The sequence below is a fragment of the Rugamonas violacea genome (assembly GCF_016461825.1).
GTDB lineage: Bacteria > Pseudomonadota > Gammaproteobacteria > Burkholderiales > Burkholderiaceae_D > Rugamonas.
The window spans coordinates 143,504-164,918 of sequence record NZ_JAEMNU010000031.1 but is presented as its reverse complement, the minus strand read 5'-3'; the positions used below and the strand labels follow the sequence as shown (position 1 = coordinate 164,918).

Annotated in this window: 25 protein-coding genes; 18 read left to right on the top strand and 7 right to left on the bottom strand. The window is 64.1% G+C overall.

Annotated features, from left to right (window positions below):
• Positions 1–50: 50 nt before the first annotated feature.
• Positions 51–950 (bottom strand): ArgP/LysG family DNA-binding transcriptional regulator, encoded by a 900-nt coding sequence (locus H7U20_RS06485; protein WP_199518785.1) that lies wholly within the window; start codon positions 948–950, stop codon positions 51–53.
• A gap of 171 nt (positions 951–1,121) precedes the next feature.
• Between H7U20_RS06485 and H7U20_RS06480 the strand changes: the two genes are divergently transcribed.
• Both H7U20_RS06480 and H7U20_RS06475 read left to right on the top strand, forming a co-directional pair.
• Positions 1,122–2,564, top strand: coding sequence for a dihydrolipoyl dehydrogenase (locus H7U20_RS06480; RefSeq protein WP_199518784.1), 1,443 nt, complete (start codon positions 1,122–1,124; stop codon positions 2,562–2,564).
• Between the two features lie 158 nt (positions 2,565–2,722).
• Complete coding sequence (locus H7U20_RS06475) at positions 2,723–3,847, top strand: HD-GYP domain-containing protein (protein WP_233410541.1); 1,125 nt, start codon at positions 2,723–2,725, stop codon at positions 3,845–3,847.
• A gap of 61 nt (positions 3,848–3,908) precedes the next feature.
• Here H7U20_RS06475 and H7U20_RS06470 read toward each other — a convergent pair whose 3' ends face one another.
• Positions 3,909–4,391 (bottom strand): SRPBCC family protein, encoded by a 483-nt coding sequence (locus tag H7U20_RS06470; protein ID WP_199518783.1) that lies wholly within the window; start codon positions 4,389–4,391, stop codon positions 3,909–3,911.
• 85 nt (positions 4,392–4,476) lie between these two features.
• Complete coding sequence (locus tag H7U20_RS06465; RefSeq protein WP_199518782.1) at positions 4,477–5,382, bottom strand: LysR family transcriptional regulator; 906 nt, start codon at positions 5,380–5,382, stop codon at positions 4,477–4,479.
• A 109-nt stretch (positions 5,383–5,491) separates the two neighbouring features.
• Here H7U20_RS06465 and H7U20_RS06460 point away from each other — a divergent pair, with 109 nt between their 5' ends.
• The 12 genes from H7U20_RS06460 to H7U20_RS06405 all read left to right on the top strand — a co-directional run bounded on the left by H7U20_RS06460 (position 5,492) and on the right by H7U20_RS06405 (position 13,731).
• Positions 5,492–6,508 (top strand): zinc-binding alcohol dehydrogenase family protein, encoded by a 1,017-nt coding sequence (locus H7U20_RS06460; protein ID WP_199518781.1) that lies wholly within the window; start codon positions 5,492–5,494, stop codon positions 6,506–6,508.
• A 75-nt stretch (positions 6,509–6,583) separates the two neighbouring features.
• Entirely contained in the window at positions 6,584–8,644 is a 2,061-nt protein-coding gene (locus H7U20_RS06455) for a UvrD-helicase domain-containing protein (RefSeq protein WP_199518780.1), read from the top strand.
• A 49-nt stretch (positions 8,645–8,693) separates the two neighbouring features.
• Entirely contained in the window at positions 8,694–8,906 is a 213-nt protein-coding gene (locus H7U20_RS06450) for a SlyX family protein (RefSeq protein ID WP_199518779.1), read from the top strand.
• Between the two features lie 95 nt (positions 8,907–9,001).
• Positions 9,002–9,370 (top strand): YgaP family membrane protein, encoded by a 369-nt coding sequence (locus H7U20_RS30885; protein WP_370593092.1) that lies wholly within the window; start codon positions 9,002–9,004, stop codon positions 9,368–9,370.
• 74 nt (positions 9,371–9,444) lie between these two features.
• Complete coding sequence (locus H7U20_RS06440; RefSeq protein ID WP_233410540.1) at positions 9,445–9,909, top strand: RNA polymerase sigma factor; 465 nt, start codon at positions 9,445–9,447, stop codon at positions 9,907–9,909.
• 97 nt (positions 9,910–10,006) lie between these two features.
• Positions 10,007–10,360 carry a carboxymuconolactone decarboxylase family protein gene (locus H7U20_RS06435; RefSeq protein ID WP_199518776.1) on the top strand — a complete coding sequence of 118 codons (354 nt, stop codon included), beginning with the start codon at positions 10,007–10,009 and terminating at the stop codon, positions 10,358–10,360.
• A gap of 172 nt (positions 10,361–10,532) precedes the next feature.
• Complete coding sequence (gene ppk2, locus H7U20_RS06430; RefSeq protein WP_370593094.1) at positions 10,533–11,696, top strand: polyphosphate kinase 2; 1,164 nt, start codon at positions 10,533–10,535, stop codon at positions 11,694–11,696.
• A 204-nt stretch (positions 11,697–11,900) separates the two neighbouring features.
• Complete coding sequence (locus tag H7U20_RS06425) at positions 11,901–12,131, top strand: addiction module protein (RefSeq protein WP_199518774.1); 231 nt, start codon at positions 11,901–11,903, stop codon at positions 12,129–12,131.
• Positions 12,124–12,420 carry a type II toxin-antitoxin system RelE/ParE family toxin gene (locus tag H7U20_RS30880; protein WP_370593091.1) on the top strand — a complete coding sequence of 99 codons (297 nt, stop codon included), beginning with the start codon at positions 12,124–12,126 and terminating at the stop codon, positions 12,418–12,420. Before H7U20_RS06425 ends, H7U20_RS30880 begins: the two co-directional genes overlap by 8 nt.
• Positions 12,421–12,509: 89 nt before the next feature.
• On the top strand, positions 12,510–13,085 hold the full coding sequence (locus H7U20_RS06415) for a TMEM175 family protein (protein ID WP_199518772.1): 576 nt from the start codon (positions 12,510–12,512) through the stop codon (positions 13,083–13,085).
• Positions 13,086–13,159: 74 nt separating this feature from the next.
• Positions 13,160–13,426: a YlcI/YnfO family protein gene (locus H7U20_RS06410; protein WP_199518868.1), complete on the top strand. Its 267-nt coding sequence runs from the start codon at positions 13,160–13,162 to the stop codon at positions 13,424–13,426.
• Complete coding sequence (locus H7U20_RS06405; RefSeq protein WP_199518771.1) at positions 13,423–13,731, top strand: type II toxin-antitoxin system RelE/ParE family toxin; 309 nt, start codon at positions 13,423–13,425, stop codon at positions 13,729–13,731. Before H7U20_RS06410 ends, H7U20_RS06405 begins: the two co-directional genes overlap by 4 nt.
• Here the strand turns inward: H7U20_RS06405 and H7U20_RS06400 are convergent.
• From H7U20_RS06400 to H7U20_RS06390, 3 genes are all read right to left on the bottom strand, one after another.
• Positions 13,728–14,081 carry a VOC family protein gene (locus H7U20_RS06400; protein WP_199518770.1) on the bottom strand — a complete coding sequence of 118 codons (354 nt, stop codon included), beginning with the start codon at positions 14,079–14,081 and terminating at the stop codon, positions 13,728–13,730. The genes H7U20_RS06405 and H7U20_RS06400 overlap by 4 nt on opposite strands.
• A gap of 28 nt (positions 14,082–14,109) precedes the next feature.
• Positions 14,110–14,475, bottom strand: a complete 366-nt coding sequence (locus tag H7U20_RS06395; RefSeq protein WP_199518769.1) for an MmcQ/YjbR family DNA-binding protein — start codon at positions 14,473–14,475, stop codon at positions 14,110–14,112.
• A 90-nt stretch (positions 14,476–14,565) separates the two neighbouring features.
• Entirely contained in the window at positions 14,566–15,066 is a 501-nt protein-coding gene (locus tag H7U20_RS06390) for a nuclear transport factor 2 family protein (RefSeq protein ID WP_199518768.1), read from the bottom strand.
• A gap of 285 nt (positions 15,067–15,351) precedes the next feature.
• Here H7U20_RS06390 and H7U20_RS06385 point away from each other — a divergent pair, with 285 nt between their 5' ends.
• The 4 genes from H7U20_RS06385 (at position 15,352) to H7U20_RS06370 (ending at position 20,608) form a co-directional block, all read left to right on the top strand.
• Positions 15,352–17,490: a M3 family metallopeptidase gene (locus H7U20_RS06385; RefSeq protein ID WP_233410538.1), complete on the top strand. Its 2,139-nt coding sequence runs from the start codon at positions 15,352–15,354 to the stop codon at positions 17,488–17,490.
• Positions 17,491–17,788: 298 nt separating this feature from the next.
• Entirely contained in the window at positions 17,789–19,918 is a 2,130-nt protein-coding gene (locus H7U20_RS06380; protein WP_199518767.1) for a M3 family metallopeptidase, read from the top strand.
• Positions 19,919–20,088: 170 nt separating this feature from the next.
• Positions 20,089–20,295: a VF530 family protein gene (locus H7U20_RS06375; RefSeq protein WP_199518766.1), complete on the top strand. Its 207-nt coding sequence runs from the start codon at positions 20,089–20,091 to the stop codon at positions 20,293–20,295.
• A 37-nt stretch (positions 20,296–20,332) separates the two neighbouring features.
• A complete protein-coding gene (locus H7U20_RS06370; protein WP_199518765.1) occupies positions 20,333–20,608 on the top strand; it encodes a DUF4404 family protein in 276 nt (91 codons plus the stop codon).
• 165 nt (positions 20,609–20,773) lie between these two features.
• Here H7U20_RS06370 and H7U20_RS06365 read toward each other — a convergent pair whose 3' ends face one another.
• Positions 20,774–21,286 carry a DUF1269 domain-containing protein gene (locus tag H7U20_RS06365; RefSeq protein WP_233410537.1) on the bottom strand — a complete coding sequence of 171 codons (513 nt, stop codon included), beginning with the start codon at positions 21,284–21,286 and terminating at the stop codon, positions 20,774–20,776.
• Positions 21,287–21,415 lie beyond the last annotated feature (129 nt).

Genomic DNA, 21,415 nt, shown 5'->3' with positions numbered 1-21,415 from the left:
CCCCCCCCGCTCTCCGCCTTTGGGTGGTGTTAGCGCCGCCGGCGCCGCAATCAGGCCGGCGCCAGCAGGTAGCGCTTGGCGGTGGCCACCACCTGTTCGGACAGCGCGCGGGTGAACGGCGTGTCCAGGTTCCAGGCGTGCCAGTTGAGGGCGACGTCGATGCCGCGCCCCGGGACCAGCTCGACCAGCCGCTCGTTGGCCAGGGCGTTGGCCGCCAGCAACTGCGGCATCAGGCCGTAGCCCAGGCTGCCGTGGATGCATTCGTTGAAGCCGGCCGACAGCGGCATCTTGTGGTGGGGATACGGGCCTTGCAGGTCGACCGTGTCGGCCAGGAAGCGCGCCATCAGGTTGCGCTCGCTGACCACGGCCGGCGCCAGCCGCACCGCCTCGACCGAGAAGCCGTCGCCGAACCAGTGGCCGGCGAAGGCCGGCGTGGCCACGCAGACATAGCGCAGCAGGCCCAGCGGTGTCACGCTGGGGCCGTTGAGCTGCTCGGCCGGCGCCTCCTGCGCCTCGGCGACGCAGCCGAAGATGCTGCCCTCGTGCACCAGATGCAGGGCCATGGCCTGCTCGCTGACGCGCACGTCGAGCTGGCAGCGCGGCGGCGACAGCAGCGGTTGCAAACTCAGCGGGAACCAGGTGGCCAGGCTGGCGGCGTCCACCGCCAGAGAAATTTCCGGCATGCTGACCCGGTTGCCCAGGTCGATGTCCAGCGCCGCCTCCATCAATTTGACGTTGCGGTGGTGCGAAACCAGACGCTGGCCCAGGCCGGTCGGCACGGCCGGCTGGCCGCGCACGATCAGCAGGCGGCCGCTGGCGTCCTCCAGCGCCTTGATGCGCTGCGACACGGCCGATTGGCTGATGCCCATGGCCACGGCGGCCCGCTCGAAACTGCCATGGCTGGCCACCGCGTCGAGCACGGCCAAGGCCCGATAGTCAAGAGTTCCCATAAGCTGTACTTATAAAATTTAAAAAGGATAAGTGATACTAATGCGTTTTTTCCCAAAGGAAAACCGGAATTCACAACGCGGGTATAGTATTCATTTGAAATACATCAATCCGGGTTTGTTCATTTTGGAACAATCTCCGCATCGAATCGACATCTAGCCGGGGGAGGGCGCATGCAGACCAAACGAACCGAAGTGGCAGTGATCGGGGCCGGCACGGCCGGCATGTCGGCCTACCGCGCCGCGCGCGCCGGCGGCAAACAGGCCCTGCTGATAGAAAGCGGTCCCTACGGCACCACCTGCGCCCGCGTCGGCTGCATGCCCAGCAAACTGCTGATCGCCGCCGCCGAGGCGGCCCACGCGGTGCGCGCGGCGCCGGCCTTCGGCGTCCACCCCGGCCCGCTGCGCATAGATGGCAAGGAAGTCATGGCGCGCGTGCGCAGCGAACGCGACCGTTTTGTCGGCTTCGTGCTTGAGGGCATCGAGCAGATCCCCGCCGAGGACAAGCTGCGCGGCCACGCCCGCTTCCTCGCCCCGGGTCGCCTGCAACTGGACGAGCACACCATCATCGAGGCCGATAGCGTGGTGATCGCGACCGGATCGACGCCGATCGTGCCCGAGGAGTGGCGCCGCGGCGGTCCGCGCGTGATCACCAGCGACCAGGTGTTCGACTGGACCGACCTGCCCGACTCGGTGGCCGTGGTCGGCACCGGCGTCATCGGCCTGGAGCTGGGCCAGGCGCTGCACCGCCTGGGCGTGCGCGTGACCCTGTTCGCCCGGGGCGGCAGCGTGGTGCAACTGAGCGACCCGATGGTGCGCGAAGTGGCCGCGCGCGCCCTGGCGGACGAGCTGGACATCCGCTTCCAGACCGAGATCGCCGCGCTGGAAGCGGACTCGGCCGGCGAACAAGTGGCGCTGACCAGCCGCGACGCCGCCGGCAACTTGCGCACCGAGCATTTCAGCTACGTGCTGGCGGCCATCGGCCGCGGCCCGAACGTCGGCGCGCTGGGACTGGAGCTGGCCCAGCTGGCGCTGGACCGCCACGGCATCCCCCTCTACGACAAGCACACCATGCAATGCGGCAGCAGCGCCGTCTTCATCGCCGGCGACGCCGACAACGAGCGGCCGGTGCTGCCGGAGGCGGCCGACCAGGGCAGGATCGCCGGCGACAACGCCGCGCGCTTCCCCCACACGCGTCCCGGCCTGCGCCGCACGCCGCTGGCGATTGCGTTCAGCGAGCCGCAGATCGCCATCGTTGGCGCCAGTTACAAGGAATTGTGCGTGTCCCACGGCGGCCGCTTCGCCATCGGCCAAGTCTCCTTCGAGAACCAGGGACGCAGCCGGGTGATGCTGCAAAACCACGGCATGCTGCGCGTCTACGGCGAGTTCGGCAGCGGCCGTTTCCTCGGCGCCGAGCTGGCCGGCCCGCGCGCCGAGCATCTGGGCCATCTGCTGGCCTGGGCCTGCCAGGCGAAACTGACGGTGGCGGCCATGCTGGACATGCCCTTTTACCACCCGGTGGTGGAGGAGGGCGTGCGCACCGCGCTGCGCGACTTGGCCCACCATCTGAGCAAGCAGCCCGAGCAGGTGTGTCAGGACTGTACGCCCGGTGCCTGAGGAACGGCGCCGCCCGGCGCGCAGAAATACAACGTCCGCAGTGGCGGTTTGCCTATGTTTGCCTATGTTTGCCCATGCGGAGGCAAGGAAATCACATGCCTGTCACAAGAACAGGCTATGCTTCTTCTCCGATAATATTTATTGGTTATAGGCAATAAATGAGAATTCGCAAGGTCAGCCCGGCCGATTTGAAGGTCGGGATGTTGATTCCCTGGAATGTGTACGGCGAAAACGGTGGTTTGCTGGTGCGCAAGGGGCATTTGATCGCCAGCGCCGCGCAGATCGAGGCGCTGGTCGAACGCGGCTCCTTCGAGGACGATAGCGAGTCCAGCCCGCAAACGCGCGAGCCCGATTCGGTGTTGCGCAAGCTCAACGCCGCCCAGCTGGAACTGCAATTGCTGCTGAGGGCCGTCGCCTGCCGCGCCGCGCCGTCCGACCTGCGCCGCCAACTGGAGGATGTCGCCAGCTTGGTGGGCGAAGCGGTGGACTTGAGCGCCGATGTCGCCCTGGCGGCGATTTTGCATAACCAGCAGGCGATGCCCTATGCGGTGCGCCACAGCGTCGACACGGCGGTGCTGGCCCAGGTGCTGGCGCGCGCGTTGAAGATGGCGCCGGCGCCCATGTTGTCGATGACCCTGGCGGCGCTGACCATGAACGTTGGCATGTTGGAGCAACACGAACACCTGCAGGCCAACCGCGCGCCACTGAGCGGGGCCGAGCAGGCGCTGCTGAAGGCCCATCCGCAACGCGGCGTGGACTTGCTGCGCCAGGCCGGCATCGACGATCCGCTGTGGTTGGATTGCGTGCTGTCGCACCATGAAAACGAGGACGGCAGCGGCTATCCGGCCGGCCGCGTCGGCGCCGACCTGGCCGAGGCCGCCAAATTGATCGCCATCGCCGACCGCTACTGCGCCCGCGTCGCCGAGCGCGGTTACCGCAAGAATCTGCCGCCCAACACGGCGCTGCGCGAAATATTGCTCGAAGCGCGGCAGACGCTGGACGGCCAGTTGGCCGCCGTGCTGATCCGCGAGTTGGGGATTTATCCGATCGGCACCTATGTGCGCCTGCTCAATGGCGAGGTCGGCGTGGTGTCGCGCAAGGGGCTGAACCCGACCACGCCGCATGTCGAGTCCATCGTCGGGCCGCGCGGCGCGCCGCTCGACGTTTTCCTGCGCCGCGACACGCGGGGCGATCTGCACGGCATTCGCGAGGTGCTGGGCGCGGCCCAGGTCAACGCGCCCTTCCGCATGGAGCAGATCTGGGGCCGCGTCGCCAGCCTGTAGCGGCGCCGGCCCGGCTGCGGCGCGTTGCGGCCGTGGCCGCCGTTATGGCCGCGCGCGTCGCTTAGTTGAGCAGCGCGTCCAGGCGGCCCTGCGCCGCCAGATCGCGCAGGATGCCGATGGTGTCGATGTCCGACTCCGTGTAGGCCGAGCGGCGGAACTCGTCATACATGGCGTTGGCCGCGTCGGTGGCGGCATCGTGGCCGTCGTCGTACTTGAAGCGGACGAACAGCGTGTCCGGATGCGGCGCCTCGATGGTCATGCGCAGGCTGGAGGCGCTGATGTCCTTTTGCGCCGCCACCTCGACGCGCACTTCGCGCATCGGCTCCAACACCACCTGGTCGACGATCACCAGTTCGCCGTAGCGCTGGCGGCGGTGGAAGCCGTGCGCGGTGCGTTGCTCGATCACGCACTCGTCCAGGTGCGGCACGAACAGCTTGGGCGACTCGGCGCGCAGCACCAGGCCGCGCCACAGTTGCTCCAGGCTGAGGGAGTCGATCAGCGGATTGAGCGGATCGTTGATTTCGATTAAATGTTCAAATTTCATAATAGTGCCGTCAAGTGAGTCAGGCGCAGACGCGCCCCATTCCCGCATGGTAGCGCAACTCGGCGCGGCCCATGCATGCGCCATGTCACAGATCCCGGTCCCAGTATGGTTCCGGGCCGAAGCGCTGGGCGAAAAAGTCGATGAAGGCGCGGCTTTTCGGCGGCAAATATTGCCGGTGCAAATACACCGCCGAGACCACCGAGTCGGTCGCCGGATAGTCGGCCAGGATGCGCACCAGCGCGCCGCTGCGCAATTGCTCCGGCACCAGCCAGGTCGACAGCAGGCCGATGCCCAGGCCGGCCACGGCGGCGTCGCGCAGCGCCTCGCCGTTGTCGCTGCGCAAGCGGCCGGCCACCCGCACGTGCAGCTCGCCGCCGTCGCGCTCGCGCAGGCGCCACGGGTTCATCGCCTCCAGCACCAGGCATTGATGGCGCGCCAGCTCGGCCGGGTGCTGCGGCACGCCGTGCGCCGCCAGGTAGCCGGGCGAGGCGCAGATCACCAGCCGGCTCGGCGCCAGCACCCGCGCCACCAGGTTCGAATCGCGCAGCGGGCCGATGCGGATGGCCACGTCGATGCCCTGCGCCGTCAGGTCGACCACCGAGTCGGACAGGCGCAGGTCGAGCTGCACGCCGGGAAACTCACGCAGGAACTCGGCCAGGTAGGGCACGATGTAGCCGCGCCCGAAGGTGGTCGAGGCGGCCACCCGCAGCAGGCCCAGCGGCGCCACGCTGCCGTGGCCCACCGCCGCCTCGGCCTGCTCGGCCGCCGCCAGCAACAGCAGGGCGCGTTCGAGGAAGACGTCGCCGTCCTGGGTCACGGTGATTTGCCGCGTGGTCCGGTGCAGCAGGCGCGCGCCCAGGCGCTTTTCCAGCTGCGCCATGCGGGCGCTGGAGGCGGCCGGCGACAGGCCGAACTCGCGCCCGGCGGCCGACAGGTTGCGGGTGGCGCAAACCCGCACGAACAGCGCGACATCGGTCAGATCGAGGGACATGGGTGGGATTCGCTTGTTTAGCTGAAGAGTCAATTCAGCATTATGCCAATTATCAAATCAAATGGGCGGGACTAGACTGCGTCATCGTTCAATTTCCCAAGGAAAACACATGAAAGCCATCGCCCTCACCCAACACCTGCCGATCAGCCATGCCGAGTCCCTGAAGGACGTCGAACTGGCCCGGCCGGTCGCCCTCGGCCGCGACCTGCTGGTCAAGATCGAGGCGATCTCGGTCAATCCGGTCGACACCAAGGTGCGCGGCGCGGCCGGTCCTGACGAGGCCGCCCCCCGCGTGCTCGGCTGGGACGCCGCCGGCACCGTCGTCGCGGTCGGTCCCGACGCCAGCCTGTTCCAGGTCGGCGACCCCGTCTACTACGCCGGCAGCATCACCCGGCCGGGCGCCAACAGCGAGTTCCACCTGGTCGACGAGCGCATCGCCGGCCGCAAGCCGGCCAGCCTGGACTTCGCCGACGCGGCGGCCCTGCCGCTGACCTCGATCACCGCCTGGGAGGCGCTGTTCGAGCGCCTGGCCATCCGCCGGGACGGCGCCGACGCCGGCAAGAGCATCCTGATGATAGGCGGCGCCGGCGGCGTCGGCTCGATCGCCATCCAGCTGGCCAAGCAACTGGCCGGCCTGCGCGTGATCGCCAGCGCCTCGCGCGCCGAGTCGGCGCAGTGGTGCCGCAGCCTGGGCGCCGACGACATCGTCGACCACAACGGCGACATGCCGGCCCAGTTGCTGGCGCTGGGCCTGGCCAACGTCGACTACGTGCTGTGCCTGAGCGACACCGACCCGCACTTCGACGCCATCGCCCAAGTCATCGCGCCGCAGGGCAGCGTGTGCAGCATCGTCAGCAACACCGCGCCGCTGGCGATGGAGAAGATCTTCGCCAAGAGCGTCAAGTTCGTCTGGGAAATGATGTTCACCCGCTCCATGTTCGGCACGCCGGACATGATCGAACAGCACCACCTGCTCCAGCAGATCGGCGGGCTGATCGACGGCGGCCGGTTGCGCACCACCGTCGGCGAAAACTTCGGCAAGATCAACGCCGCCAACCTGCGCCGCGCCCACCAAGCGCTGGAGGCGCGCCGCACCATCGGCAAGATCGTGCTGAGCGGTTTCTAAGCTCTCGGCGGGGGGCGGGCCGGCCGCTCCCTGCTGCTACAATGCAAGGCTAGCCCTCCCTCAGATCGACCCGCGATGTCCAAAGCACCACAATTCGGCCTCAACGTCCCGCAAAGCGAAGCCGTCATGTACCTCGACGGCCCCTGCCTGGTGCTGGCCGGCGCCGGCTCGGGCAAGACGCGGGTGATCACGCAAAAAATCGCCCACCTGATCGAGGACCGGGGCTACGACCCGCGCACCATCGCCGCCTTGACCTTCACCAACAAGGCCGCGCTGGAGATGCAGGAGCGCATCGCCAAGCTGCTCAAGCAGCCGCGCCAGGCCAAGCAGCTGACCGTCTCGACCTTCCACTCGCTGGGCGTGAAGATCCTGCGCCAGGAAGCCAACGGCGTCGGCCTGAAGGACCGCTTCTCCATCATGGACGCCGACGATTGCGGCTCGCTGATCCAGGACATGGCCATCAGCACCGACAAGCAACTGATCCGCCGCATCCAGACCGACATTTCGCTGTGGAAGAACGGCTTGGTCGAGCCCGTCATCGCCCTGCAGAATGCCAAGGACGAGGACGAGGCGCAGTCGGCCCGCATCTACGCCAGTTACGTGGCGACCCTGTCGGCCTACCAGGCGGTCGATTTCGACGATTTGATCCGCCTGCCGGTCGAGCTGTTCCGCAACAACGAGCCGATCCGCGACAAGTGGCAGCGCCGTCTGCGCTACCTGCTGATGGACGAGTACCAGGACACCAACACCTGCCAATACGAGCTGGTCAAGCTGCTGGTGACGGGCGTCGGCAAAAAACCGATGTTCACCGCCGTGGGCGACGACGACCAGGCCATCTACGCCTGGCGCGGCGCCTCGGTGGAAAACCTGAAGACCCTGCAGACCGATTTCCCCGACCTGCAGGTCATCAAGCTGGAGCAAAACTACCGCTCGACCACGCGCATTTTGCAGGCCGCCAACGCGGTGATCGGCAACAACCCCAAGCTGTTCGACAAGAAGCTGTGGTCCGAGCACGGCCTGGGCGAGCCGATCAAGGTGCTCGGCATGGCCAACGACGACCAGGAGGCCGAACAGGTCGCCATCATGATCTCGGCCGACCACTTCGACCGCAAGAACAAGTGGTCCGATTACGCCATCCTGTACCGCGGCAACCACCAGGCCCGCGTGATCGAGCAGTGTTTGCGCAAGGAACGCATCCCGTATTCGATCTCCGGCGGCCAGAGCTTCTTCGACAAGGCCGAGATCAAGGACATCATCAGCTACCTGCGCCTGCTCGCCAACACCGACGACGACCCGGCCTTCATCCGCGCCGTCACCACGCCGCGGCGTGGCGTCGGCCAGTCGACGCTGGAGGTGCTGGGCACCTTCTCCGGTCAATGGCAGTGCTCGCTGTTCGAGGCCGTTTTCAAGGGCGGCATCGAAGGCAAGCTCATCGATAGGCAACTGTTGCCGCTGCGCGAGTTCTGCAACTTCATCAACAATCTGGAGACGCGCGCCAGCCGGCCCGGTCCGAGCGGCAGCGGCGACAACGCGGCCCAGGTGCTCGACGATTTGCTCGAGGCGATCAACTACGAGTCCTATCTGTACGACATGTTCGACGAGCGCGCCGCGCAGAGCAAATGGCAAAACGTGCTGGAGTTCACCAACTGGCTGAAGGATCGCGGCCGCGGCGGCAAGGACCGCGACGGCGACGAAAAGAACGTGCTCGAACTGACCCAGATGGTCGCCCTGATGTCGATGCTGGAGGGCCAGGACGAGGAGCCGGACGCGGTGCGCATGTCCACCCTGCACGCCTCGAAGGGGCTGGAGTATCCGCACGTGTTCCTGGTCGGCGTGGAGGAGGGCATCCTGCCGCACAAGGGCGACCCGGACGCGCCGGCCGAGACCATCGGCGCGCGCGTGCAGGAGGAGCGCCGGCTGATGTACGTCGGCATCACGCGGGCCCAGCGCACCTTGCAGATCACTTGGTGCAAGAAGCGCAAGCGCGGCGGCGAGCAGGTCCACTGCGACCCCTCGCGCTTCATCAAGGAGATGGAGCTCGACGTCGGCACGGCCGCGCCGATGGAGTCCGAGGTGATCTCGCCGAAGGAGCGGCTGGCGCGCATGAAGGAATTGCTGGCCACGCCGAAAACTTAAGGGCGGATTTTCCGCACATCCGCATCACCATTTCAAGCAGGAGTAAGACGTGAGTACCGAAGACCGCTTCATCGATATCGAAATCAAATTGGCGCACCAGGAGGACCTGGTGGAAGCGCTGAACCTGCGCGTCTACGAGCAGCAAAAGCAGATCGACAAGCTGGAGTCGATGTGCGCCGCGCTGGTCCAGCACATGCGCGACCAGGCGCAAAGCGGGGGCGGCGCAGGCGGCGCCGCGCACGAGCGGCCGCCGCACTACTAGGCGTAGCGTGCGCCTTGTTGCGCAAACGTTCCTTTGCGCAAGGTACTCAATCGGATGCAAATTCCAAATTTTGACCACAGAACATCGCGTCGACCATGGGTCGTCGCCGTTCGACTAATCGCCACACTTCACAAGAGTCGAAAAATATTTTCGATTCCGTGAATCCTTTTGAGCGTTCTGGGCCTCTTTGTCTTTGCCAGCACGGAATAATCCGTTCGTGGCAGCCAATTATTCAACCCCCAAAGAGAACCTTTATGCTCAATCGAAAAAATGTAGGTAGCAAAGAAAGAATTGCCCGAGTAATAGGCGGTTGCCTGACGATATGGTGCGGGCTGGTCCCCCTCCACGCCACGGCGCTAGGGTTAGCCATCGCTGGTGTCGGCGTTGTGAGCATGGCCACTGGAGCAATCCGATACTGCCCTGCATGCGCCATCGCCGGACGCAAGCCCATCGACAACGACTGAATGGGTATGTGATGCGAGTCCAAGAGAACACTTTTGCGGCGGCCCAAGCGGGTGATCCCGTGGCGCTGGAGCACATGCTGGTACAGCTGCGCCCGGATATCCGGCGCTATGCTCTCTACCAGTGTCAGCGGTCATCCGCTATAGACGATGTTGTCCAAGAGGCGCTTATCATTCTGTATCGACGGGTAGGCACTGTGCGGACCGCGTCAGCACTGGGCGGATGGCTGTTCAAAATTGTCGCGCGCCTATGTATGTTGCCAGCCCTGATGTTTATGAGGGGGGTGGAAGATCTGAGGCGAGTGGAAGACTCGTCCCACTTCAGCAGGATGCCGCTAGATGAACTGCGCATCGATGTGGTCAGGGCACTGGAGTCCTTGTCGCCGACGTATCGCGACATCATTCTGCTGCGAGATTTGCAGGAAATGACCATTAGCGAAATTGCCGCTTGCCTGGACATTACGCGTGAGGCGACAAAAAGTCGCTTGCATCGCGCGCGTGCCATGGTCAAGGAGTACCTGCTACCCGAAAGGTCCGCATGAAAACTATTCAAACGCAGTACCAAGGGACTGCTTGCAGCGGCTGTGCTTGGGAACGCGATGCAGGCTCCCTTTTAACGCAACATTGGTGGGAGAGATGATGTCTGAATATCAGCGCCCCGAAGATTTATCCCTTGCGAAAGAGCTCATTCGACTTGCACCGAAAGAAGCGCAAGCGTTTCTTGGCTTGAAATCGGCCGCCGAGCGCCACGATGGAGTCATCCCTGAGAAGTACCGCGAGCTCATCTCCATTGCGGTCGCCCTTACCACGCAGTGCTCATACTGTATCGATGCGCATACAAAGAATGCAGCCAGGGCAGGCGCCACTAGAGAGGAAATCGCCGAAGCGGTTTTTATCGCCTCCGCTCTTCGTGCTGGAGCGGCCGTCGGCCACGGTCTTCTCGCATTAAGGCTTTTTGACGAAGCGTCACATGCAAATGCTCTACAAGGTTAATACGACCGCAGCTCCCGGTATGTGCAACGTAGCAAAAGCGGGAGCTGAAAATAACGGACGTTGATATCCGGTAGATTACACTGTCATTGAACCGGTGTTTGGCTTCGACGGTGAGAATGCCGTGGAAGTGAATTTAGAGGACTATCATTGATGAAATCGCGACGCGACCAGAATCCGGCGGCCCACCCACCCCGGCGCTGTATTGCGGGAGGATGTCCTGCCCGCATTAAAGATGACGCAAACTGAATTTGCGAAACTGATCGGGGTAAGCAGACTGAGCGTATCTCAGTTGCTGCACGAAAGGCGTTCGCTGTCACCGGAGATGGCGATGCGTGTCGCCACCCTATTGCGAACTACGCCAGAAAGCTGGCTCAGGATGCCACGTCGAATCGCCCTTGAATCGTCGTTCCGCCCGCCGAAAAATGAGGAAAGGTGTGTCGTGATGAGGGCAATAAAGAAATCAGCGAAGCCGGAACAAGCGGGAGAAATCAAAGAGGATCTGGAAGAGGAGGCGTCCGTCGAACAATATTGGCACTCGGCCGGGCGCGCCAAGCTGCGCAAGCCGCCGAAGAATTACAAATACATCGAGGAAATGGCCCATTTGCAGTTTGAACTGATCAAACTGCAGGAATCGGTCCGCCTCCAGGGGCTGAAAGTGGTGGTCATCTTCGAAGGACGCGACGCCGCCGGCAAAGGCGGTGTCATCAAGCGCATCACCGAGAGTCTGAATCCGCGCGTCTGCCGCATCGCCGCCTTGGGCACGCCGACGGAAAAGGAACGCGGACAATGGTATTTCCAGCGCTATGTCGCGCAATTGCCGGCCAAGGGCGAAATCGTGTTGTTCGACCGCAGCTGGTATAACCGCGCCGGCGTCGAACATGTCATGGGCTTTTGCACGGACGAGGAATACGAGGAATTCCTGCGCACCGCGCCGCAGTTCGAGGAAATGCTGATCCAGTCGGGGATTTTCCTGGTCAAGTACTGGTTCTCGGTCAACGACGAAGAACAGGAGCGGCGTTTTCAAGAGCGCATGCGCAGCCCGATCAAGCGCTGGAAACTGAGCCCCATGGACACCGAATCGCGCAAGCACTGGGTCGAGTATTCGCAGGCCAAGGACGTCATGTTCGCCAGAACCGACACGAAAATATCGCCCTGGTTCGTGGTGAATGCCGACGTCAAGAAAACCGCCCGGCTCAATTGCATTGCCCACCTGTTGCAGCGCATACCCTACACCGACCTGACCCCGGTCGAGGTGGAACTGCCGCCGCGTCAGGAGGACAACGGTTACAAACGACCCAAGCGCTCCACCCAAAATTTCGTCAAGGCCATTTATTGAGGGGCACGTCGATAGACTGCCAAAATGTTGTTCCGCATCGGCGGACCGCCGCGCAGGCGGGAGCCAAGGCCAGTAAGCGATACCCCGCCGCGCCAGCGATATGTCACTTGGCGCGTGCTATGCTGAAGTCGGCATTCAGATATCGTGGACAGACCATGTAAACTGTTACATGCCTTGTTCTTTGCATTTGTACTGGGGATACCTATGAGTCGCCATCTTGAAATTCTGGAAGCGGAGGTGCTCAAGCTTCCGCCCGCTGAACGTGCACGTCTTCTTGAGAAACTTATTGCAAGCCTCGATTCAGACCAAGAGGTTGAGTTGGCCTGGGAATATGAAGCCGACCGGCGGGAGTCGGTATTGGCGGCGGGTGCCGTAGTCGAAATTTCTGGATCGGAGGCAATCAATCGTCTACGATTGCGACTTCAAAGTGAGTAGTTATACACTTCACCCTGATGCTGAGCAGGACATTGCAGACGCCTTGGATTTTTATGTCCAACAAGCCGGGCCAATTGTGGCTGAGCGGTTTCTGAATGAGTTTGAACGTGTCGCGACATTCTTGGCGGAGCACCCGGCCTATGGCACGCCAACCACGAAGGGGCGGCGGGTGTTTCCGCTGCGAGTGTTTCCATACTCGGTAGTCTATCGAAGTCTCGATGCAAGCATTGGTATCATCGTGGTGCGACATCAGCGCAAGAAGCCGACCTATGGCAGCGGACGAAGGTAGCTCGGCCGGAGATAGCCAACAAGAGCACTTCGCGCCAAGGCGGGAAAATAGTAAAGACGGTATCAGCAATAAAATTGACAAGGGAAGCAATGGGTAAAGGCCGGTTGGAAGCATTCAGCGATGGCGTCATCGCCATCATCATCACCATCATGGTGCTGGAATTGAAGGTGCCGCACGGCGCCGATCTGGCGGCGCTCATGCCGCTGATTCCCGTGGTGCTCAGCTATGTGCTCAGCTTCGTCTATGTCGGCATCTATTGGAACAACCACCACCACATGCTGCACGCCGCCTCGGTGATCGACGGCTACGTGTTGTGGGCCAATTTGCATCTGCTGTTCTGGCTGTCGCTGATCCCCTTCGCCACCGGTTGGATGGGCGAGAACCACTTCGAGCCGGTGCCGGTCGCGCTGTATGGCTTGATGTTGTTCATGTCTTCGCTGGCGTATCTGATCCTGGAGCGGGTGCTGGTTTCGAGCAACGCCAACAATTCGCCGCTGGTGATGGCGGTGGGCAAGGACTACAAGGGGCCGATATCGTCGGTGCTGTATCTGCTGGCGGTGCCGCTGTCGTTCGTCCACGTCTGGCTGGCCTTCGCCGTCTACCTCGGCGTGGCGATCCTGTGGTTCCTGCCGGACCGTCGCATCGAGAAATACTTGCAGCGCTAAGCGGGTGTGTTTCGATTGCAGAACCGGTCAAATCGGCTCACAATGCGTTGGAATTGCAACGCACAGGAGTGATGATGAAAACGGCTTCGTTCCCGTCTTTACGTGTTGAGCCTGAACTGAGAGAAGCGGCGGAGCAGAGTTTGCTGGAAGGCGAGACTATTTCCGGTTTCGTCGAGCAAGCCATCCGCGATAGCATTGAGCGGCGTGGTCATCAGCGCGAATTTATCGCGCGTGGCTTGGCCTCGCGCGACAACGCCAAGCGCAGCGGAAACTATGTCGCGGCCGACGCCGTGATGGGGCGCTTGCAAGCGATGTTGGCTGCGGCGAAGGCAGGCAAGTGAGCTTTTCGGTTCGCTTCACGGAGGAAGCGGAAGCGGACTTACTGCGGCTCTACGAATTTATCCTGGCGAAGGATTCAACAGACTGGGCACTCGCCGAGCGGGCACTTGAGGCTATTCAACATGCCATTCATGGCCTGGAAATTTCGCCATTTAGCTATCGGAAAGCAAACGCCGGCAATCCCTTCCTGCGTGAATTGGTCATTGCGTTTGGCGGGTCCGGATATGTGGCCTTGTTCGAGATTGATAACGCCGATACCGTCACCGTTCTGGCCGTGCGCCACCAGCGTGAAGACGACTATCACTAAACGGAATGGGCCAGGATGTTGACCAGCTTGCCGAACGGGTCGCGCACATAGAAGCGCCGCACGCCCCACGGCTCGTCGACCGGGCCGTATTCGACGGCGAAGCCGGCCGCCGTCATGCGGCGCAAGGCCTCGTCGACGTCGTCCACCTCGATCGACAAGTCCGGCACCGCCGTGCCGGCGCCGCCCTCGGTGGCGAAGCTGATCTGCACGCTCATCTGCGCCGCCGTGCCGTAGGTGTGGATCCAGCCGTGGTCCATCAGCAGTTCCAGGCCCAGCACGTCGTGGTAGAAGCTGCGCGCAGCGCCGACGTCGCGCACGTCCATATTGGCCAGCAATCGTTTGACTTTCATCTCTCGCTCCCTCCCGAAGAATTTTCCCTCAAGCCTGCAGCACGCCCAGTTCGATCCGCTTGGCCTTGCTGAGCGCGCCGGCCGCCTTGTGGTAGGACCAGTCCAGCAGCTCGGCCAGATAGTCGGCGGGGAACTTGTGCACCGCGACGATGGTGACCCAGTGGAAGCGCCCCATGTAGCGGGCCGGTTTGATGCCGGGCCGGTCGGTCAGTTCGATGAAGCGGTCGGGCGAGACGCGCAGGCTGAAGCGCCATTGCTCCGGCTCGCTGGTCTTGAAATAGGCGAAGGTCTTGCCGCCGACGGCGTAGACCAAAATATTGCTGGGCGCGCCGTGCAGGTTTTCCGTGGCGCCGGAAAAATCCCGGCAGTGCTGTTGTAGTTGTTCGGTATTCATATGTCCCGGTTCTATTGGTCGCTGGCGATGCCATGTCCACTCATGCCGCTCGCCGGCGGCCAGCAAAGAAAGTGCGGTGTCCGTGTCGGGCTATTTTGCCGTCGCGGCGACCTTGGTGGCCTGCCAGGTGACGGCCTGCCATTGTCCGTTGCGGCGCAGGAAGGTGCCGCTGTTGCGGTAGTACTCGGTGCTGCCGTCGGCGGCGCGGTTGACCAGGCGGAAGGTCAGCGCCGCCGTGTCGCCGTAGGGGCGCACCAGGATGTCCTCGGCGTGGAAGACCGAGGCCGGCTCGTCAGCCTTGCCGGCTTCCTGTGCCGGCGCCGTGGCGAACGATTGCATGATCTCGGCCTTGCTGCGCACCACGCCGCTCGAGCCGGTGTAGACCAGGTCGTCGGCCCAGAAGCGCTCATGGCTGGCGGCCTTGCCGTTGTTCTCCGGCGCCAGGAAGGTGTTGAGCATGGCGGCGATCTCGCTGCGCACTTTGTCCTGCCCAGACGGCACGGCTTTGCTGGCTTGCGCGCTGGCGCCGGCCTGGACGCACAGCGCGGCCAGCAGGAACAGGAAGGGGCGGCGGAGCGAGGGGATCGACATGGCTATCCTTTATCGGGTGGACGGGGTGGACGGGGTGGCGGCTGCCGGCTGGGAGAGCGGGAAACCCGCCGGCCGGGCCGCCGTCATTCCGCAGATTATTGCAACAGTCTAAATAGTAGCAAAATATCACCTCGCGGCGGAAAAAAACCGCCGGGCGCCGCGCGCCGCCCCCGCAGCGCAGCATTTTTTGCGGATGACGCCCGCAGGTGCGCCTGCTATTATCTGGCGCTTCCATGCTGCGCTACCAGCGTCAGCATCCTTTGGCGTACTTTGAAAGATGAAAACATGTCCCGTCCTCAAATGCTCGTACTCGCGGCCAGCCTCGGCCTTGCCATGACCCAGATCGCCCACGCCGCACCGGCCGCGCCCGCCGCCGCCATCGCCGCCAACCCCTTCTTCAAGGCCAGCACGCTGCCCTTCCAGTACCCGGCTTTCGACCAGATCAAGGACGAGCATTTCGCGCCGGCATTCGCCGAGGGCATGCGCCAGCAATTGAAGGAAATCGACGCCATCGCCAACAACGCCAAGGCGGCCACCTTCGAGAACACCGTCGTCGCCATGGAACGCTCGGGCCAGCTGCTGACCCGCGTGCAGACCACCTTCGGCAACCTGCAGGGCGCCAACACCAACGACACCCTCGACGCCGTCGACCGCGACATGTCGCCCAAGATGGCCGCCCACGGCGACGCCATCTACCTGAACGCCAAGCTGTACGCCCGCGTCAAGTCGCTGTACGAGCAGCGCGACAAGCTGCACCTGGACGCCGAGTCCAAGCACCTGCTGGAACGCTACCACACCGATTTCGTCCGCGCCGGCGCCAAGTTGTCGGCCGCCGACAAGGAAAAGCTGAAGACCATCAACGGCGACATCGCCACCCTGCAAACCAGCTTCACCCAGAACGTGCTGAAGGAAACCAACGCCGCCGCGCTGGTCGTCGACAGCCGCGCCGAGCTGGCCGGCATGAGCGAGGCGGCCATCGACGGCGCCGCCGCCGCCGCCAAGGCCAAGGGTCTGGACGGCAAGTTCCTGGTCGCCATCACCAACACCTCCGGCCAGGCGCCGCTGGCCGAACTGACTAACCGCGCCGTGCGCGAGCGCCTGATGGCCGCCTCGCTGACCCGGGGCAGCCACGGCGGCGAGTTCGACAGCCGCGCCATCGTGCTGAAGATCGCCAAGGCGCGCGCCGACAAGGCCGTGCTGCTGGGCTACGCCAACTTCGCCGCCTACTCGTTGGAAGACCAGACGGCCAAGACCACCGGCGCCGTCAACCAGCTGCTCGGCGAATTGGCCAAGCCGGCCGTCACCAACGCGCGCAAGGAAGCGGCCGATCTGCAGGCCGTGGTCGACGCCGACAAGGGCGGCTTCCAGGTCGGCGCCGCCGACTGGGCCTTCTACACCGACAAGGTGCGCGCCCAGCGCTTTGCCTTCGACGAGAACCAGCTGAAGCCTTATTTCGAGCTGAACAACGTGCTGGTCAACGGCGTGTTCTTCGCCGCCGGCAAGCTGTACGGCCTGACCTTCAAGGAGCGCAAGGATCTGCCGGTGTACAACCCGGACGTGCGCGTGTTCGACGTGTTCGACGCCGACGGCAAGCAGCTGGCCATCTTCCTGGCCGACATGTACGCGCGCAGCAACAAGCAGGGCGGCGCCTGGATGAACGAGTACATCTCGCAGTCCGGCCTGATGGGCACCCACTCGGTGGTGGCCAACCACCTGAACATTCCAAAACCGCCGGCCGGCGAGCCGACCTTGATGACCTACGACGAGGTCAAGACCACCTTCCACGAGTTCGGCCACGCGCTGCACGGCATGTTCTCCAACGTCAAGTATCCGCGCTTCTCCGGCACCAACGTGCCGCGCGACTTCGTCGAGTATCCGTCGCAGGTCAACGAAATGTGGGCGGTCTGGCCCGAGGTGCTGGGCAACTACGCCAAGCACTACAAGACCGGCGCGCCGATGCCGAAGGAATTGCTGGACAAGGTCGTCGCCTCGAAGAAATTCAACCAGGGCTTCCTGACCACCGAGTACCTGGCGGCCTCGCTGCTGGACCAGCGCTGGCACCAGCTGGCGCCTAGCCAGATCCCGACCGACGTGCTGGGCTTCGAAGCGGCCGCGCTGAAGGACATGGGCGTCGATTTCGCGCCGGTGCCGCCGCGCTATCGCACCACCTACTTCTCGCACGCCTTCTCGGGCGGCTACTCGGCCGGCTACTATGCCTACCTGTGGAGCGAGAAGCTGGACGCCGACACCGTCGAATGGTTCAAGGAAAGCGGCGGCCTGTTGCGCAAGAACGGCGACTGGTTCCGCAAGACCCTGTTGTCGCGCGGCGGCACGGCCGACGCGCTGGAACTGTTCCGCAACTTCCGTGGCCGCGATTCGAAGATCCAGCCGCTGCTGGAACGTCGCGGTTTGACCGGCAAGTAAGCGCCGCTGCACGGATTGCCGGGACGCCCGGCCACACCCTGCGGCGCGATCCGGGGTCGGACTTTCGCCTTGGCGCGCTGGGTCCGATCCCGGCTTCCCGCCGGTGGGGTTGGCCGGCGTCCCCGGCGCCTTGATCGCCTCCAAAACCACCCACAGGCCGAGAGCCGGGGTCAGACCCGCGGGGTCTGACCCCAGATTTGTGCCTGTGGGGTTAGCCAGCTTCCCCGGCGCTTTGATCGAATGCCGCGCGCCGCGCCGGCACTGTCCCCGTTCCCTCCACCATTTTCCCGAGCATTCCATGACCCGTCCACACCTGATGATCCTCGCCGCCGTCGCGGCCGTTTGCAGTGCCAGCGCCTTCGCCGAGCCCGCCTCCTTGCTGGCCGCCGGCAACCCCTTCGCCAAGGCCAGCACGCTGCCCTTCCAGTACCCGCTGTTCGACCGGATCAAGAACGAGGATTACGCGCCGGCCTACGCCGAGGGCATGCGCCAGCAAGCCGCCGAGATGGACGCCATCGCCAACAATCCCCAGCCGGCCACCTTCGACAACACCATCGTCGCCATGGAGCGTTCCGGCCAGCTGCTGGGCCGCGTCTCCAGTGTGTTCGGCAACATGTCCGGCGCCAACACCAACGACGCGCTGGAAGCGCTGGACCGCGACCTGTCGCCCAAGCTGGCCGCCCACAGCGACGCCATCCGCCTGAACGGCAAGCTGTACGCCCGCATCAAGTCGCTCTACGAACGCCGCGCCAAATTGCACCTGGACGCCGAATCGCTGTACCTGCTGGAACGCTACAACACCGACTTCGTGCGCGCCGGCGCCAAGCTGTCCGAGGCCGACAAGAGCAAACTCAAGGCCTACAACGCCGAGCTGGCCGTGCTGCAGACCAGCTTCAGCCAGAACGTGCTGCGCGAGGCCAACGCCGCCGCGCTGATCGTCGACAGCCGCGCCGAGCTGGCCGGCATGTCCGACAAGGCGATCGACGCCGCCGCCGCGACCGCCAAGGCGCGCGGCCTGGAAGGCAAGTTCGCCATCCCCGTCACCAACACCACCGGCCAGGCCTCGCTGGCCGTGCTGACCGACCGCGCCGTGCGCCAGCGCCTGCTGGAAGCGTCGTTGACGCGCGGCAGCCACGGCGGCGAGTTCGACAACCGCGCCATCGTGCTCAAGCTGGCCAAGCTGCGCGCCGAGCGCGCCGCCCTGCTGGGCTACCCCAGCCACGCCGCCTACGCCCTGGAAGACCAGACGGCGCGCAGCACCGGCGCCGTCAACGGCCTGCTGGCCGAGTTCGCCAAGCCGGCGGTGGCCAACGCGCGCAAGGAAGCGGCCGAGATCCAGAAACTGATCGACGCCGACAACGGCGGCTTCGCCGTCGGCGCCCAGGATTGGTCCTACTACAGCGACAAGGTGCGCGCCCAGCGCTTCGCCTTCGACCAGAACCAGCTGAAGCCCTACTTCGAGCTGAACAATGTGCTCAACAACGGCCTGTTCTTCGCCGCCAACAAGGTCTACGGCCTCAGCTTCAAGGAGCGCAAGGACCTGCCGGTGTACAACCCCGAGGTGCGGGTGTTCGACGTCATCGACGCCGACGGCAAGCCGCTGGCCATCTTCATCGCCGACTTCTACGCCCGTGGCAACAAGCGCGGCGGTGCCTGGATGAACGCCTACGTGTCGCAGTCCAAGCTGATGGGCACGCGTCCGGTGGTGGCCAACCACCTGAATATTCCCAAGCCGGCCGACGGCGAGGCCACCCTGCTGACCTACGACGAGCTACGCACCTTGTTCCACGAGTTCGGCCACGCGCTGCACGGCATGTTCTCCGACGTCAAGTATCCGCGCTTCGCCGGCACCCGCGTGCCGCGCGACTTCGTCGAGTTCCCTTCGCAGGTCAACGAGATGTGGTCGGTCTGGCCCGAGGTGCTGGGCAACTACGCCAAGCACTACCAGACCGGCGCGCCGATGCCGAAGGAGTTGCTCGACAAGGTGATCGCTTCGAAGAAGTTCAACGAGGGCTTCCGCACCACCGAGTACCTGGCCGCCGCCATCGTCGACCAGCGCTGGCACCAGCTGGGCGCCGGGCAGATCCCGAGCGACGTGCTGGCCTTCGAGGCGGCCGCGCTGAAGGATGCCGGCGTCGACTTCGCGCCGGTGCCGCCGCGCTACCGCACCACCTACTTCTCGCACGTGTTCGCCGGCGGCTACTCGGCCGGCTACTACGGCTACCTGTGGAGCGAAAAGCTGGACGCCGACAGCGTTGAGTGGTTCAAGGAAAACGGCGGCATGCTGCGCAAGAACGGCGACTACTTCCGCAAGATGTTGTTGTCGCGCGGCGGTTCGATGGACGCGATGCAGATGTTCCGCGCCTTCCGCGGCCGCGACGCCAAGATCGAGGCCTTGCTGGAACGCCGTGGCCTGAGCGGGCAGTAATGGAGTAAAGTAGAGTCAGCGGGGGCGGCGCCGACGGCCCGCCCGCGCCGAGTGCGTCCGGCCCGCGCGCACGCCACGGGCCGGCGTAGCGGGCAAGCGCAGTGAGCCACCGCAATGAGCAACCGCAATGAGCAACCGCGATTCGCACCAACCATGAGCAAAGTAGAACCATGAACGACTTGAACGGCGTGACCCTGGAAGCGATCGTCACGCGCCTGCAGGCCCATTACGGCTGGGAACAGCTGGGCCAGCGCATCGACATCAATTGCTTCATCAGCGAGCCGAGCGTTAAATCGAGCCTGAAATTCTTGCGCAAGACGCCTTGGGCGCGTGCCCGCGTCGAGGAGCTGTACCAGGGAACCAAGTTCACCGACTAAACTCACCGATTAAATTGAAGCAGACCGAGGAAGCACTATGGACAGTAACCTGAAGGCATCGTTGAAAACCCTGCACACCAAACTGGCCGGCGCCGGTCCGGTGGACGAGGAGTTGCAGGACCTGCTCAAGCAGCTGGACGGCGACATCAAGCTGCTGTTGGCGCGCGGCGAGGAGCCGGCCACGGACACCACCACCACCTACGGCCTGGCCGAGCGCACCCAGGAGATTTCGGCCAAGTTCGCCGCCCAGCATCCGCAACTGGAACCGGCGCTGCGCGAATTGGGAACGATTTTGGCCAGCATGGGGATTTGATTCGGCAAAAACCCACAGGCATACACCTGGGGTCAGACCCGGCGGGTCTGACCCCGGCTCTGCGCCGTTGGGTGGTTTGGATGCCGCTGGCGCCTTGCCTGAAGGCGCGGAATACGGTACCCGGGGCCGCCGACAGCAGGGCTGCCGGCTCCCGGGCGGCTGGCGCTACGGAAACGCCAGCATCGGCGGTTCGATACCGCCAAAGCTGATTTCGGGGTGGCGCTTGGCGATCATCTCTTCGATCTCCTGCACGCGCCGCACCGGCACATCAATGATCATCAACACCTGGCCCTGCTCAATGCGGTCGGCGAACTGCGCCAGCCGCGTGTTCGGCACGGCCGCCGCGTTCATCCCCGAAGCCCAGCCGCCGAACAGTGCGCCGCCCAGCGCCACCAGCAGGATGGCGGCGGTGCGCAGGGTGAAGCCGTCGGGCGGGAACATGGTCAGGAAGATGCCGGCGCCAAGGCCGACGATGCCGCCGATGACCACGCCCAACTGGGCGCCGTGGATCAGGTCGGTCTTCTGCAGGAAATTCACGTCCGGCATGTCCGCCGCCAAGGTGCCGTCGCGCGCCATGAAACGCATGTGGCCGATCTCGATGCGGGCCAGCAGCATCTCGTCGAGCATGGCGCGGGCGCCGGACACGTTGGGCAACATAAAGTAGAGGCGTCGTCGCATGATCAATCTCCGGTCGATGGCTGGTCTATTCGTTATAGCAAAGTTGTCCGACAAAGCAATGAGAGTCTGTCATCGGCGGCCGCGCTCCCGGCGCTGCTGAAAAATTGTGCAATTTGTACAAGTGATTGA